This is a genomic window from Yoonia sp. D2-7, from assembly GCF_055809435.1.
Genome location: NZ_CM147912.1, coordinates 2836883 through 2852653, shown reverse-complemented (window position 1 = coordinate 2852653; position 15771 = coordinate 2836883). Strand labels below are relative to the sequence as shown.

The following is a 15771-nucleotide window of genomic DNA, read 5'->3' as shown; positions in this document are numbered from 1 at the left end:
CGCCTTAGGTGACAGGGATACCTTCGGTGGAGACATTTCGCTTGGCCCGTTTTTCGCCCAACATCAGCATGGCGGGGGTCACGACTAGTGTGAGGATCGTCGCGATGACCAAACCACCTGCAATCGCCGAAGACAGTTCCGTCCACCACTGCGTTGACGGTGCGCCATAGACGATTTCACGGGTAAAGAAGTTCAGGTTGACCCCGATGACCATTGGCATCAGCCCGAGCGCCGTCGTGATTGACGTCAGAATGACAGGACGCAGACGCTGTGCACCTGTGCGCAGTGCCGCTTCCATTGGTGATTGGCCGGAAGCCTTTAGATCGTTGTACGTGTCGATTAGGACGATGTTGTTGTTCACTACGATCCCCGCCAATGCGATGACGCCGATCCCGCCCATCACGATGCCGAACGGACGGCCGGTCACGATCAGGCCCAGCAGCACACCTGCGATGGAAAAGACGATCGCCGACATGACGACAAAGGCTTGGTAGAAATTGTTGAACTGCAACACCAAGATGACGAACATCAGGAAGATGGCCGTGATGAAAGCACCGACAAGAAAGATCATGCTTTCGGCCTGATCCTCCGCTTCACCCGCAAAACTGAAATCCACGCCTTCGGGCAGATCAGCCGCGTTCAGCGCAGCCGTCAGTGCGATGACCTGATCGTTGACCAACAAATCTGGTGCAACATTGGCTTCAATCGTGGCGACCCGTTTTTCGTCAATGCGGCGGATGACGCCTGTACGTTCGGACGGGGCAAAGGTCACAAAATTCGAGATGGGAACCAACCCCGATGTTGTCGGGACACGCAACCCGCCAAGTTCTGCCAAAGTCCGTTCTTCGCGCGGAAAACGTACGCGAATGTCCAAACTGCCGTCAACGTCATCGGGGCGATAGTCGGCCACGGTGATACCTTGGGTTAGCAGTTGCACCGCTTGCCCCAAAAGGCTGACGTCGGCGCCGAACCTTGCGGCTTCCGCGCGGTTCACAAGAATAGAGACTTCAACGCCCGGCACAGGTCGCGTGTCGGTCACATCTGTAAAACCACCAACACCATCCATGATGTCGCGGACCTGCTGGACGGCCTGCGCCTGTACATCCGGATTACGAGCCGTGATTTGCAAATTCACGGGCTTGCCTGCCGTTGGGCCACCGCTTTCGGTTTGGACCTGCACGTCAATGCCGGCGATGTCGGATACGCTTTCGCGGATATCTACGCCAATTTCCGCGGCAGTGCGACGGGTGTCCCAAGGCATCAGTTCCAATTGCAATGTGCCAATGGTTTCTTCGTCGCCTTGTCCCGCCGACATGACGGATCGCGCATAAATGCTGGCAATCTCGTCATAGGGCAGGATGCGGTCTTCGACCGCGCGGACCAACGCGTCACGTTCGAAAATCGAAAAGTTGTCACGCGCCCGCACTTGCACCTGCATGAAGTCGGGTTCGACGGCCGGGAAAAAAGTAACGCCTTTGCCGAATTGACCGTAGGCGCTGAACCCGCCAAGCAGCAAAGCCACGGCAAGCAGAAGCGTTGCCGCAGGACGTGTGATCGCCCATTCCAGCAGCCGCACATATCCGCCGGTGAAACCGCCCATTTCACGCGGATCACCGATTTCAGCGGCATGCAGCGCAGCCTGCGCTTTGGCCGATTGCGGTGGGCGTTTGCCGATCAAGCCGCCCATGACTGGAATGAAAATCAACGCCATGAACAGCGATGCCGAAAGAGTCAGGATCACTGTGATCGGCAGGTATTTCATGAATTCGCCGACCATGCCTGTCCAAAACAACAGCGGAAAGAACACGGACAATGTGGTGGCAGTCGATGCGATGATCGGCCATGCCATCCGCTTTGCGGCCTCTGCGTAGGCTTGTTTTGCGGGCTGGCCTTCTTGCAGTTTTCGATCCGCCAATTCGGTGGTCACAATCGCACCATCCACAAGCATGCCGACCACAAGGATAAGAGCAAACAAAACGATGATGTTCATCGAGAAATCCATCGCCCATAGGGCCACAACCCCTGCCAAAAACGCACCGGGGATGGATAGGCCAACCAAGAGGGCAGACCGCGTGCCCAATGCAAAGACAATAACAATCATCACAAGGATCACGGCTGCAATTACGTTGGCCTCTAGGTCAGACAACATGTCTTTGACCTGTACCGATTGGTCCTGCAGATAAGTGACATCAACGCTTTCGGGCCAATCAACCGCCAAGGTTTCGACCAGTGCTTTGACCTCATCCACAGTGTCGATGATATTGGCACCAGACCGTTTCGTGATCTCCAGCGCCAAAGCGGGCTGGCCATTGATGCGTGCAAATGATGTGGGGTCTTCAAACGTACGGCGGACAGTCGCTACATCGCCAAATGTCACAACTGCATCGCCGCGCACCTTCACGGGCATCGCCATCACGTCTTCAAGGTCTTCGATCAAGCCCGGTACCTTGAGCACGATGCGTCCAGCACCCGTCTCGATCGCACCGGCCGCAATCAGGCGGTTGTTCCGTTGGATTTGACCGATGAGTTCATCGAAGGACAGGTTGTAGGTCTCGAAAACCGTGGGGTCGATCAGGACCTCCAGAAATTCGAACCGCTGGCCACCAATGTCGACCTCTAACACGCCGCTGAGCCCCTCAATTTCTTCCTGCATTTCGTTTGCAAGATCGTTCAAGGTCCTTTCGGGGACAGGGCCGGACAGGATAGCTGTGATGATTGGAAACAGGGCGGTATTGATTTCAGTAATCGTGATGTCACGGGCGTCTTCGGGCAAATCGCCTTGCGCACGATCTGCAGCTTCACGTACCTTGTCCAAGGCTTCTTGATTGTCGCCGCCAGGGGAAAATTCGAGTTGAATGGACGCAAACCCTTCGGTCGCGTCAGAGTTCATCGACATAAGGCCAGAGATTGACCCGAATTCGGTTTCCATTGGTTCCAACAGCAGGCGCTCTGCATCTGTGGGGCTGATGCCGTCTAGGCCTGTGGACACGTAGAACAGGGGCAGGGGGACTTCAGGGTTGGCTTCCTTTGGGATCGACCCATATGCATAAGCCCCCACAGATAGGATCATGATCAGGGCCATGACCACGACGCGAGACCGCGAAAACGCAAAATCAATGATGGCGTTCATTCGCTTTGCTCCCCAGCCATCGGCGCGACGGTTTCGGTTTCGTTTACAAAACCTTGGCCGACGGTGATAATATCAACGCTTTCGGGCAGGCCAGTGACCCAAATCCCGTCGATCTGCGCTTTCACGACTTCGATCTCGTAGAATTCCACGACATTGTCGCCATTGACCGTTTTGATACCCAACGCGCCTTCGGCGTCGAGAGATACGATAGACGGCGACAGAAAGTGCGCGGTGACTTCGCCCGTCGGGATCACGACCTCAGCAGAGACACCGGCGGGGATTGCGCCGTCTTCGTTCGCGACCTCGATCTCGGCCAAGAATGTACGGGTTTCGGATGCAGCGGATGTGCCCACGAACGTCAGCACACCTTCGCGTTCTTCACCCGTGATAAAACGAACAGTCGCGGGTTGCCCGACCGACAACCCTGTTAGTGATTGTTGCGGCACCTGAATGGCAACCGTCAACGGTGTGATATCCACCAGACGGCCGACCTCTGTGCCTGCTGAAACGAATTCACCTTCATCGAGGTTCAATGTCTCGATGCGCCCGTCAAATGCGGCTGTGATTGTCAGTGCTTCGGCAGCTTGTTCCACTGCGGTGACCTGTGCCTGCGCGGACGCCAACGCGGCACGTGCTTGGACCACACGGTCAGTCGTCGCCACACCGCGGTCCAGCAATTGTTCGGCATTGTCGAATTCGCGCTGTGCTTGGATCAACGCTTCGGATGCGCGATTGGCGTCGGCATCGTTATTCGTTGGGTCAAAGCGAGCAATGATATCGCCAGCCGAAACATCCTGTCCTTTGCTCACCAAAACTTCGGCAATATCGCCAGACGTTTCAGCCCGCATCGTTGTGTCGCGATCCGGTAAGGCTTGGCCTTCTGCTTGATAAAACTGTGTGACCGTTTCAGCCATTGACGTGGTGACGGCGACGGCAACCGGTTTTGGGTCCTCTCGGGCAACCACTGGATCTGTGTCCTCGGATGGAATGACGAACCCGCTCCCCATCCAACCGACGATCAAAAGCACTAAAAGGGCCGCGACCCAAGTCGATCGTGATGCCCCCTTGTCAGACGTAAACTCCAAACGCTGTGGGCGAGCATCAGGCGCCGCTGATGTATCAATCACGGCCTGTTTTGCTGACGATGTCTCGGTCGGAACAGGTTCGACAACGTCTGCCGCCGTCGCGCCAGACGATGCATCTTCGGTCGGCGCTTCAGCGGCATTTTTCTTGCTGGTCATCAAACTTGTCCTTTGGGGCTACGGGCTGCTGCCCCTGATATTTATTCTTTGTAGAATTAAGCCCGATGATAGCCGATTCCAATGCCGCATCCAAAGAAGCATAGAAAACGACATTAGACACAATGCCCCTGCGGGTGGCGGGGCATTACAATGATGCAGTTATTTCTATGTGTAGCATCTGATTGGCAGGTATCTGGTCGCGCACGTCTTTCATGGCAGTTCGCAACCAGTGCCACCTGCCTAACTGTTGGGTCGCACGCGGTCCGCGGTCTTGTTTGCAAAGGCTTCCAGACGTTCGCGGGCGGCGGGTTGCGTGTTGACGATTCCGCCCACAAACGCTTCAGCATATGCCGCATCCATACCCGACATGTTGTTCATGTGGCTGACTGCGGAACAGATGGCAAAGTTCGTCAGCGGCAGATTTTGCGCGACCTTGTCGGCAATTTCCATCGCTTTAGCAAAGCTGCCACCGTCTTCGGTGATGTATTGCGCAAGGCCCAGATCGACGGCTTCCTGACCTTGGTAGACGCGTCCGGTAAGAATCATGTCAATCATGCGGTATTTGCCGATCATCTCGGACACACGAATTGTCGCGCCGCCGCCCGTGAAAATACCGCGCTGGCCTTCGGGAAGGGCGAAGTAAGTGCCGGTTTCTGATACGCGCACATGTGCGGCACTTGCCAATTCCAGTCCACCACCGACAACGGCACCTTGTAGTGCGGCAATGATCGGCACGCCGCCATATTCCATCTTATTGAATGCCTCATGCCAGCGCAGACAAACATGCATGAAATCATCGGGGCTTCGGTCTGCTTTCCAGTGTTCAATCAAATCAAGCCCTGCGCAGAAATGATCGCCGTCACCCGCCAGTAGAACCGCTTTGACACCTGCGATACGCGCACCGGAAAAGAAGCGGATCAGTTCTTCGATTGTCGTCACGTCCAAGGCATTGCGTTTGGACGGGCGGTTCAACGTCAGAACGTAGACGCCATTATCGCGCGGCGAAATCGAAAGTCTTTCGTAGGTGTCTGGGTTCACAACGTCGTTCATGGGAAGGGGTCCTTTCTGGGATTATTCAGGGAATGCCGCGTCCAACAGGCTGCGGGACCCGTGTAGAATGCGGGTTTGTTCGACTGTACATTCCGGCAACACATGTTGGGCAAAGAATAGCGCGGTCGCGACTTTCTGAGTCATAAAATCTGTGTCCTGTCCGGTGTCAATTGCGGCTTGCGCCGCGCGCGCACCATCAGCGAGCTTCCACCCCGCCGCCAACGTGCCCGAGAGCATCAAGAAAGGAACAGACCCTGCAAAGGCCGCGTCGATATCTTTGCGGCTGTTTGTTAGCAGCCAGTCCAAACTGCTTTCGAACGCAGTCCGTGCCAACCCGAGATTTTCGCCGATTGCCTGCATGCTCGTATTGCCCTGCGCCAGTGCTGTTTCGGTCTCAGCAATACCCGCTGCGAAAAGACGGGCGGTTGTGCCGCCGTCCCGCATCACTTTGCGGCCCAAAAGGTCATTCGCTTGAATGGCTGTGGTGCCTTCATAGATCGGCAAGATCCGGGCGTCGCGATAATGCTGTGCTGCACCTGTTTCTTCGATAAAACCCATCCCGCCGTGAATCTGCACGCCAAGCGACGCCACTTCGACGGCACGTTCTGAACAATAACCTTTCACCAAAGGAACCATGAATTCAGCGAGTGCCGCTATTCCAGAGTCGCCTTGAAGGTGAGCGATATCGAGCAGCCCCGCGGTTGCTGCGGCCATGGCGCGACCTGCTTCGGTCAGACTGCGCATTCGCAAAAGCATACGGCGTACGTCCGGATGCGAGATGATGGGGACAGCATCCACGTTTTGGCCATTAACGGGCCGGCTTTGGACACGGTCACGCGCGTAGGCCAGCGCCCGTTGGTAGGCCCTTTCAGATGTTGCGACACCTTGAACGCCCACAGAAAACCGCGCGGCGTTCATCATGATAAACATGTATTTCAACCCGCAGTTTTCGTCCCCGATCAGAAAACCAGTTGCGTCGTCATAGTTCAGCATCGCTGTTGGGCTCGCACGCACGCCCAGCTTATGTTCGATGCTGACGCAGTTGACCGCGTTCTCGGCGCCCAGCGTACCGTCTGGGTTCACCATTTTCTGGGGCACGATAAATAGGCTAAGTCCCTTTGGCCCCGCGGGCGCGTCAGATGTGCGTGCTAAAACGAGATGGATGATGTTTTCAGTCAGATCATGGGCGCCGTAAGTGATGAAGATCTTAGTGCCGGAAATCCCGTAGCTGCCGTCACTGCGCAGTGATGCTTTCGTAGAGACGCGCCCCAGATCGCTGCCCGCCTGCGGTTCGGTCAGGTTCATCGTACCTGACCAACGTCCTGCAATAAGCGGCTTCAGGTACGTGGCTTTTTGGTCGTCTGACCCCGTCAGCAAGAGCGCTTCGATTGCACCATCGGTGAGTAGGGGGCAAAGGCCAAAACTCATATCCGCCGCATTCAGCATTTCGACTGCCGCCGCGCCGACCGCACGCGGTAGACCCATTCCGCCATGCTCAATCGGATGTGTCAGCGCCTGCCATCCCATTTCGACAAACTGCGTATATGCTTGAACATCCCCTTCAGGCATTGTCACGCGCCCTTGGTCGAACCGCGCGCCCAGCGTATCACCAATGTGGGACAGCGGAGCGATCTGTTCGCTGCAAAACCGTGCGTATGCGTCTAGCGCGGCGTGGATATCAGGCAGGTCATAGTCTTCATAAGTATCTAGTGCGGACACCTTGTCCCAGTGGGACAAATGTTCGATGCAAAACATCAAATCTTGTACGGGCGGCTGAAATGGCATGCCTGACGTCCTCGTGCAAACTATGGCTTCACGTCATCTATTCGCAGAAAGGCTTGTCGATAAGCTCATCTTTCGCCAAAGTCTTATCCGATCACGACAGAAGGTGCGCGCATGCCAGATAACGATCCTATTGCTCTGACCACAGTATCGGCGGGCTTCATTCAGGACTGGTTGGACGCATTAAGGGTGCGCTGCACACCCGATGAATTGGCTGCATTACTGACCCGCTCGGGCCTGCAAACGGGGCCAATGGCGCCTGCGCAACGTATTACGCTGAATGAATTCGTGAAGCTGTATCAACTGGCAGCACCTGAAACGCAGGACGAAATGATGGGGTTATGGAGCCGACCAATTCGCCCACGCGCGTTGCAGCATCTTGTCACGGTGCAGCGCGAGGCTGGCAGCCTGACGTCTGCTTTATACCGTTTTTCGACGTTCTGGAATTTGATGTTAGATGATTTCCGACTGGATTTGCGTACCGATCCTGACGAGTTGGAACTGACCCTTGTTCCTTACGTCTCCGACACACGGCCACAACGGTTTGGTCATATGCTTTTGTTGAAGTTGGCGCATGGGCTTTTGTCTTGGCTTGGCGGTGTTGAAACGCCTGTGAAAGCAGTTCACTTTGCATTTGCGCGTCCGGATTTTGCTGCCGACTACGCCGTTGTGTTCCCGTGTCCCGTGATATTCGCGGCCAAAGAAACAGGCATCCGGTTTGATCCACGCCAATTCACCCGTCCGATCAAACGTAGCACTGAAGAGGCGTCTGAATTTCTTGAACGCGCGCCGATTGATTGGATATTCACTAGCTCACGCGCCCATACTTACAGCCTGCAGGTGCGCGCTTTTCTTTACGGAGCGAAATGGCAGACCGGTCAGCTGTCTGACGCGGCGAATGATCTGAAAATGACACCCCGCACGTTGAACCGACGCCTGAAAGATGAAGGCACATCGTTTCAGGGCATCAAAGATGCGTTGCGCCGCGACATCGCGATCCGTGCGCTTCAGGAAGGTGCCGTCAGTATCGAACAAATCGCCTATGAAACCGGTTTTTCGGCGCCTGCAAATTTCCATCGCGCCTTTCGGAAATGGACGAACAAAACGCCGGGGTCTTATCGCGCCTGATCCCCAATTACTTGGCAATATGCTCCGATCTAGACCCGTTGGTCCGCGCTGTCGAAGAAATGCAGGCGGCTCGTATCAAATTGAAGCCCCACGGTCTGTCCTTCAAGCGCTTCGGTCGAACCGGCAGTCCGCACAGTCATGAGGCCAAGATCACCACAATCAACGTAGTGAAAATAATCCGCGCCCAGATATTCGCTCACTTGCACAACACCGTCGCAATGACCCGCGCCCGATGCCACGACATTGATGTGTTCGGGGCGTGTTCCAAGCTGGACAGCGGCACTTTGGGTATCGTTCTGAAGCGGGCCACGTCCGCCGCCCTTGAGCGTGAACTGATCACGGTCAGTCCCGCAAGGCATAAGGTTCATTTTCGGGCTGCCGATAAATTGCGCTACAAAAACGTTTTGCGGGTTTTCGTACAATTCGCGCGGTGTGCCGACTTGCATGATTTGACCGTCTTTCAGGACAACGATCCGGTCGGCAAGCGTCATCGCTTCGACCTGATCGTGCGTCACGTATACCATCGTGCTTTGCAGGCTCTTGTGAAGCCGCGCAATTTCGAACCGCATATCTACACGCAGTGAAGCGTCGAGGTTGGACAAGGGTTCGTCGAACAGAAACCCTTTGGGTTTGCGCACAATCGCACGTCCAATGGCGACGCGCTGGCGCTGCCCGCCTGACAAGTCTTTGGGACGGCGATCCAAATAATCGGTCAGCTTCAGCGTGTCCGCCGCATGGTTCACCTTTTCGGCAATTTCGGCTTTCGACGCGCCAGCCGTTTGCAACGCAAACCCCATGTTGTCGCCAACCGACAGATGCGGGTAGAGGGCGTAGGATTGGAACACCATCGACAATTCCCGTTCCGACGGAACCTTATGCGTCACGTCATCCCCGTCGAGCACGATTTGCCCGCGACTGGTTTCCTCTAGACCTGCAATCATCCGCAACAATGTGGACTTCCCGCAGCCGGAAGGGCCGACAAAAATGATTAGTTCGCCATCGTGAATGTCCAGATCGACGCCCTTGATAACTTGTACATTGCCGAACCATTTTTCGACCGATTTCAGGCTGATTGACCCCATGTTCTTTCCTCGCTTCAGGCAGGCCCTAAGCCACGCCTTCCAATTTTTTATCATGCTGCCAAGACAGCCAAACCGCGGCAGTCCAGGAAAAGTTGTTGCCGACGCACCCTTCGCCCGTCAGGGGATTAAAGCATTCCCAAAAGCCGCTTTTTTCGATGACACGGCACAGGTCGTTTTGGACACGGGCAGCCATGTCGGTGTGGCCTTGTTCTGCAAGACCAAGGGCTGTCATGTAATTCATTTGTGGCCACAACGGCCCACACCAGTACCGCTGCGCTTCAAAGTCGGGCGCTTCAGGGTCCCAGCTTGGCAACATGTATTCGACCTGTGCCGCGATCCGGGTCATATGATCAATCGTCTTGCCCCATTGTTCAGCGGAACCGCTGTCGGCGTAGAAACATAAAGGGCTGCAATTGCTGAAGCCGTTGCAGAACGTGCCAGAGTGCATATCACGGGCTGTGAAGGCGCCCAGTTCATCGTTCCAAATTGTGTCTGTCGCAGCCTCGCCTTTGGCAATCCATGCGTCGATCTGGTCGCAGACCGATTGCGGTTTGCCCAGCTCCGCTGCCATGTCGCGCAGATCTTTGTCGGCGCGTAGCAGGACAAAATGCAGGTTAGGATCGGCCATCAGGAACGGCCCTTCGTCAGTCAACCGACGTTGATCCCAATCCACGCTATCGCCAAACTGCACGATGGTCAGGTACTTGTCGTATTGCTCTTGGCTAGGGCGGAAGCTTGCGTCGACGTGTTTATTGTCCCTGCGCGTATAGGGCGCCAGATCGGGGGCAACGGTCATTGCACCAAGCCCAAGGTTCCATTCGGGGCAATTATCGCGACCCGTTTCCCAAGGGTGCACAGTTGTGACGATACCATCAACTGTGCGGGCATCATGCCACCAAGCGTGCCAGCGATAGATTGCGTCGAACACGTCGGCGAGACGCGCTTTGTCTTGCATGCTGCCGCCTTCGGTCAGCTTGCGAACAATCGTCGCCAAAACAGGAGGTTGGGAAATGCCAGTTGACGGGATCGGTCCCTTTGTACTGCCCCACCGTGATGGCCCGGGAAAATAGTCCGGGTCATCGCTGCGGAAAATGATGGATGGGATCATACCATCGGGCCATTGCCCTTCGATCAGCGATGTAATTTCGCCCCATGCACGATCCATATCATAGGTCGCGATGCCAAGCGCGACAAAGGCGCTGTCCCAGTTCCACTGGTAGGGATAAAGCCCCTTGGTCGGGATTGTGAAGCCACCCCTGTCGTTGCGAGACAGGATATCGATGGCGCTTTGGGTTAAGGTCATGTGTTATCCTTTCACACTGCCAGCAGTCAGTCCGGCTACCAAAAAGCGTTCGAACCAAAGGAAAAGGGCAAGAACGGGAACAGTCGCAATCACGGCCCCCGCCATAAGATGTTGGCGCGGGACCTCTGACGAATTCAGTTCCGCGATGCCGCGTGACAAGGTGAACAGATCGACGTTGTCGAGGAACATGAAGGCGAACAAAAATTCGTTCCAAGCGATCATGAAGACGTAGAGCGCGACCGATGCCAGCGCGGGCAGAGCCAGCGGCAGCGTAATCTTGCGAATGACATTCAGCCGGGTAAGGCCGTCCATCAGACCCGCTTCTTCCAGTTCGGCGGGAATACCGCGGAAATATCCTTGCAACATGTATAGCGCGACAGGGATCGTTGTGGCGGGGTAGACGAACAAAAGCCCCCATAACGTATTGCGCATTCCCAGTTGGCTAAAGATTGCATAAAGCGGAATGACCAGCACGATCATCGGCACCATATAGATCAGCAGGATCGACCGGCTGAGAAAGTTCTGACCGGGAAACCGCAGTCTTGCGACGGCGTAAGCGCCCGGCACTGCGAAAAACAGTGTGATGACCACCGTCGCGACAGACACCAACGCCGAATTGAACAAGTAGGTCCCAAAATGGTATTGGGTGAACAGTTCGATGTAGCTGCGGAACAATGCGGTAAAGCCTTGGCCAAAGTCGATTGAGAAATCGAGCGGGTTGGACAACAGCAATTGCTGGTTCTTGAGGCTCATCATCACCATGACAAAGAACGGCAAGGCCACAGCGATGGTGAAGGTCACCAGACCAAACCCTTTCACGAACCGCAGGCACAAGACTTCGACATTGTACCGCTTTTCGTGCCCCGGACCCAGATTGGCGCAGGTCAGATGAATTGACTGCATTACAACAACGGCCATCAAAACGGTGAAGATCAATTGGCCAATTGAATAGGTATCGAGCGAAAGCCCAAGTGGCTGCGCACCGGATGCCACGACAAGCACCACGATAAATGCAAATCCCGCGATCAGGCATATGCCAATGGTTCGGTCGCGCGGTGCATGAAACGCGAGTGCTGCCGCCGCAACCAATCCACCAAGTGCACCTGCGGTTACCTGTGGCTGGAACGTCAGGCCGGAAATGAACAATGCCAGCAAGGTGACAATGATCGACCAAATCGCCCCCCAAAGTGCCCCGAACAGGACCGAGAGATAGAAGATGTTTCCAAGACGGCTCATGCGTCATCCTCCGGCGAGAATTTGAAGAAAATGACCGAGAAACACAGCAGCACCAAGAACACGACCACAGCGACCGCCGCACCAGCACCAAGGTTGGACACTGCAAAGGCTTGTTCATAGACGTTGACGGTTAGTGTGCGGGTGCCAGCGGCCCCACCAGTCAGCAAGAAGATGTCGTCGAATTTGTTGAACGTCCAAATGAAGCGCAGCAGGAACAGGACCGCCATGATACCCATCAGTTGCGGCAACGATATGAAGCGGAACTGCTGCAAAGGGGTGGCCCCGTCGATCTCGGCGGCTTCATAAATGTCGGTCGACATGGATTGCATCCGCGCAAGGATGAACAACATCGCAAGCGGAAAATAACGCCAGATTTCGAAGATGATCACGACTGTCAATGCGACTGGGAAGTCGAAAGTCAGACCAAGGAAACGGATTTCGACAGCGCGTTGGCCCAAGAAACTGATCGGCGTTTCGATCACGCCAAGTTGGATCAAAAGCGCGTTTAACGTGCCGCCCGGTCCGGGATCCAGCAGCAGCACCCACGCCAATGCGACGGCGATCACGGGGGCTACGTAAGGGGACAGGAACAAACCGCGCAGGAAAGCCCGACCGCCAAATGAGATGTTCATCAATTGGGCGGCAAAAAGCCCCATAACCAACGCACCAACTGTGCCGGCAATGGTGTAGTACATCGACGCCCACAGGACCGTCCAAAAGTCAGACGCGTTGAAAACGCGGCGGAAGTTATCAAGCGTGAAATCGCCATTCGTCAGGATGTTTTCAGGCACAAAGGTAAAGACGGGATCGCTGTCCTTGATATTGTCCGGCGCGTCGATAAACGCCTGCGTTGCGGCAACTCTGACAATAATGTCTTCGCGTTGTCCGGGCTCATAATCCCCCAGATCACACGTTAGGTCCTGACCCATACGTTCACACCGATCATCAACCGTGACGATTTCGAGCGTAGGGGGCACTGTGTCCGTGAAAACGACATCTGCAATCGCGCTTTTGCGCGATGAATTGCGGGCGCGGTAGCGAATATCGGCCTCATCGCCTGCAACCGCAAGATCACCCATCAGGCGTTCATTCATCAAAATTGCTGGCGCACGAAGATCGCCAAGCGTGACTGGTTTGAAACTGATCCAAACGTTTGCAATCAACGGGAACAGCACAACGGACAGCACGATCAGAAAGGTCGGCAGCAGCAAAAGGTAGGCAAACCGCATCTCGCGTTTGGCGAGCGGGCCAAGACCTTTCGGCGGACCTTGATTGGGGATGTCGGGGATGGGCATATTGAAATACTCGGTTCAAATGAATGGTCGGGGCAGCGCGAGGCCGCCCCGATCGTTTGGCTTAGTTGGCCATCAGCGCCATGTGCTCTGCGACGATTTTATCGGCGGCTTCATCGACGGACAGATCGCCGTCTGTCATTTCGCGAATGACCTTGCTCATGATCTGGCTGTTGATGATGGTGGATGCGGCGGCCAACTGGCCTGATTCCACGCCCCAACGGTCGCCCACTGACAGACCTGCAACGATATCGTCGATGACTTGCTGCGGGTAGATGTCACCCAACGGGGCCTTGCGATCCACACCAACATCAAGTCCGGCCCACGTGGCTTCGTATTCCGAAGAACCGGCTTCAGGACCCGTGCGAACAGGGAACTTTCCTTCAGGCGCTTGGCTGAGCCAGTCACCGTATCCGTCGGATAGCAGGAATTTCACAAATTCCTGTGCCACTTCTGTGTTCGCATCGGCGGTGATGCCCATGTAGCGCACGTCGGACCATGCCGCACCGTCCGCATTACCCGGACCGGAAACCATCGTGGCAAAACCAGTGTTGCCAGCCAGTTCTTTTGTTGTCGGATCGTCGTTGATTGTAACAGGCGCGCTATCACGCAGACCGCCCAGTTCGTCCAAGATGGACGGGGACCAGATGATCATCGCGGCTTTACCGTCAAGGTACAGCTCACGAGATTGAGACCAGTACAGGTCGCCCTCTGGTGATGCAGCAACAAGTTCCTGATACATTTCAAGAAGTTGCTTGAGGTTCGTTGTGTCCTCGTTCACGGAACCGTCTGCATTGACCGGTGTATAGCCCGTTGCCAATGACAGATGCTCGATCAACTGCATCATGTAGCCTTCGTCGATCTTGGTCGCTGCTACAAAACCGTACATCTCTGGCGGATTGTGCAGTGCTTCAAGGCCAGCGCGGATCGCGTCGTAGGATGTCGGTGCTGCAAGGCCTGCTTCTTCAAACAGGTCGCTACGATAGACAACCATCTGTGTCCAACCGTCGGTTGGGACCGAAACGATCTCTCCGTCGCTCGAAGCCATGCGAATTGGGCCCGCTGCGAATGTGTCGACGCCGAGATCATTAACCACTTCGTCAGCAGCTGCGGTATCCAATAGACCAGCTTCTGCGTATGGCAAAAGGTGCTGGACTGTGTGGTTTAGGACATCTGGCAGATCACCGGCCGCAAAAGCAGCGGTAGCGCGGGTCTGAATATCGGATTCCTCAACAGGAATAAGTTCAACAACGTGACCTGTTGATGCTTCAAACGCATCGGCCATCTGTTGCTGAATTTCCATCCGTTCTGGCTGAACCTCCATCGTCCAAACGCGGATCGTATCAGCAGACGCAGCCCCGACCAGAGCGGTCGATAGCATGAGCCCTGTTAATATAGTTGTCGTCCGTTTCATTGTAGTTCCTCCCTAATTGAAACTTCAGTTTGGCCTGCATTTTGATGCACAGGTCCATCCGTCATGCGCTGCACCAAATGTGCGCGCTGTAGTTCTTGAAACTTGGTCGGGTCTCCACCGTCGATGATCGACAACAGCATGTCGCCCAGACGCCGCCCCGCATGTGCCTGCGGCTGTGCCATCGTGCTCAGTGGCGGATTGGCGTGTTTGCCAAAATGTAATCCGTCGTACCCAATAACAGACACGTCTTGACCCGGAACAAGATCACGGGTCCGCAACGCATCTAAGGCACCCAGTGCCATCATGTCCGTGACACAGACCATTGCAGTTGGAGGAACGTCCAGATCCATCAACAAACTGGCCGCCGCCGTGCCGCCATCGTCGTTAAATTCGGCGATCTGCACGAGATCAGGATCTTCGACTAGGCCATTATGCTTGAGACCACGCAAATATCCGTCAAGACGTTCCTGTGCGAACTGATACTGTAGTGGCGCCCCGATAAATCCGATCCGGCGATGACCCAGCCGGGCTAGGTGGTTGACGGCCGTCACAAACGCATCTTCGCCATCCACATCATACCATGCATAATCGTCGCTGTTTTGGGTGCGGCCATGAACCACAAACGGACAACCAAGACTTTGCATCAGCTTGACGCGTGGATCGTTCTTTAAGGGACGTGAAATAACCAAGCCGGCAATGCGACCTGACTTGACCAACCGTTCGATGCTGGCCAGATCACCGACGGATGCATCCGCCTGACTAACGAGAAGATCCCAATTGCGTTCATTCAATGCTTCACCCAAGCCGGCAAGCAATTGCGCTACAAAAGGCTGGGCAATCGCACCAATTTGGCGTGGCATTAGGTAGCAAATCGTTTCAGGCGTTCCGATCGATAACCGCCGCGCGTTTTGGTTCGGGCGATACCCCAGTTGATCCGCCGCCTTCTTGACCCGTTCACGAGTCGCAGGGCTGATATCAGCGTAATTGTTCAGCGCGCGGCTAACGGTGCTGACCGTCAGCCCCAAATGCGCAGCCAGAACTTTTAGATTAACTGATTTGTCCGCCATCGATTCTCCCCCTAAGTAAACGCTAACCGAAACCGGTTTCGCAAAT

The 15771-nt window shown here is 55.3% G+C and carries 11 protein-coding genes; 1 reads left to right on the top strand and 10 read right to left on the bottom strand.

What is annotated here, in order from left to right; translation table 11 throughout:
- Positions 1–4 precede the first annotated feature (4 nt).
- From AC0L7R_RS14060 to AC0L7R_RS14045, 4 genes are all read right to left on the bottom strand, one after another.
- The gene (locus AC0L7R_RS14060) at positions 5–3130 is read right to left on the bottom strand and encodes an efflux RND transporter permease subunit (protein ID WP_473657495.1); all 3126 of its coding nucleotides are present in this window, start codon (positions 3128–3130) and stop codon (positions 5–7) included.
- A complete protein-coding gene (locus AC0L7R_RS14055; protein ID WP_473657494.1) occupies positions 3127–4371 on the bottom strand; it encodes an efflux RND transporter periplasmic adaptor subunit in 1245 nt (414 codons plus the stop codon). Before AC0L7R_RS14055 ends, AC0L7R_RS14060 begins: the two co-directional genes overlap by 4 nt.
- Positions 4372–4611: 240 nt before the next feature.
- The gene (dmdD, locus tag AC0L7R_RS14050; protein ID WP_473657492.1) at positions 4612–5421 is read right to left on the bottom strand and encodes a methylthioacryloyl-CoA hydratase; all 810 of its coding nucleotides are present in this window, start codon (positions 5419–5421) and stop codon (positions 4612–4614) included.
- Between the two features lie 21 nt (positions 5422–5442).
- The gene (locus AC0L7R_RS14045) at positions 5443–7206 is read right to left on the bottom strand and encodes an acyl-CoA dehydrogenase C-terminal domain-containing protein (protein WP_473657491.1); all 1764 of its coding nucleotides are present in this window, start codon (positions 7204–7206) and stop codon (positions 5443–5445) included.
- A gap of 111 nt (positions 7207–7317) precedes the next feature.
- On the opposite strand from AC0L7R_RS14045, the gene AC0L7R_RS14040 reads away from it, so the two are divergent.
- Positions 7318–8331, top strand: a complete 1014-nt coding sequence (locus AC0L7R_RS14040; RefSeq protein ID WP_473657490.1) for an AraC family transcriptional regulator ligand-binding domain-containing protein — start codon at positions 7318–7320, stop codon at positions 8329–8331.
- A gap of 29 nt (positions 8332–8360) precedes the next feature.
- Here the strand turns inward: AC0L7R_RS14040 and AC0L7R_RS14035 are convergent, their stop codons facing one another.
- The 6 genes from AC0L7R_RS14035 to AC0L7R_RS14010 all read right to left on the bottom strand — a co-directional run bounded on the left by AC0L7R_RS14035 (position 8361) and on the right by AC0L7R_RS14010 (position 15725).
- Positions 8361–9413: a sn-glycerol-3-phosphate ABC transporter ATP-binding protein UgpC gene (locus tag AC0L7R_RS14035; protein ID WP_473657489.1), complete on the bottom strand. Its 1053-nt coding sequence runs from the start codon at positions 9411–9413 to the stop codon at positions 8361–8363.
- Positions 9414–9438: 25 nt separating this feature from the next.
- A complete protein-coding gene (locus AC0L7R_RS14030) occupies positions 9439–10716 on the bottom strand; it encodes an MGH1-like glycoside hydrolase domain-containing protein (RefSeq protein ID WP_473657487.1) in 1278 nt (425 codons plus the stop codon).
- Positions 10717–10719: 3 nt separating this feature from the next.
- Positions 10720–11952 carry an ABC transporter permease subunit gene (locus tag AC0L7R_RS14025; RefSeq protein ID WP_473657486.1) on the bottom strand — a complete coding sequence of 411 codons (1233 nt, stop codon included), beginning with the start codon at positions 11950–11952 and terminating at the stop codon, positions 10720–10722.
- Positions 11949–13247, bottom strand: coding sequence for an ABC transporter permease subunit (locus tag AC0L7R_RS14020; RefSeq protein ID WP_473657485.1), 1299 nt, complete (start codon positions 13245–13247; stop codon positions 11949–11951). Before AC0L7R_RS14020 ends, AC0L7R_RS14025 begins: the two co-directional genes overlap by 4 nt.
- 61 nt (positions 13248–13308) lie before the next feature.
- The gene (locus tag AC0L7R_RS14015; protein ID WP_473657483.1) at positions 13309–14658 is read right to left on the bottom strand and encodes an extracellular solute-binding protein; all 1350 of its coding nucleotides are present in this window, start codon (positions 14656–14658) and stop codon (positions 13309–13311) included.
- Positions 14655–15725 (bottom strand): substrate-binding domain-containing protein, encoded by a 1071-nt coding sequence (locus AC0L7R_RS14010; RefSeq protein ID WP_473657482.1) that lies wholly within the window; start codon positions 15723–15725, stop codon positions 14655–14657. Before AC0L7R_RS14010 ends, AC0L7R_RS14015 begins: the two co-directional genes overlap by 4 nt.
- Between the last annotated feature and the right edge of the window lie 46 nt (positions 15726–15771).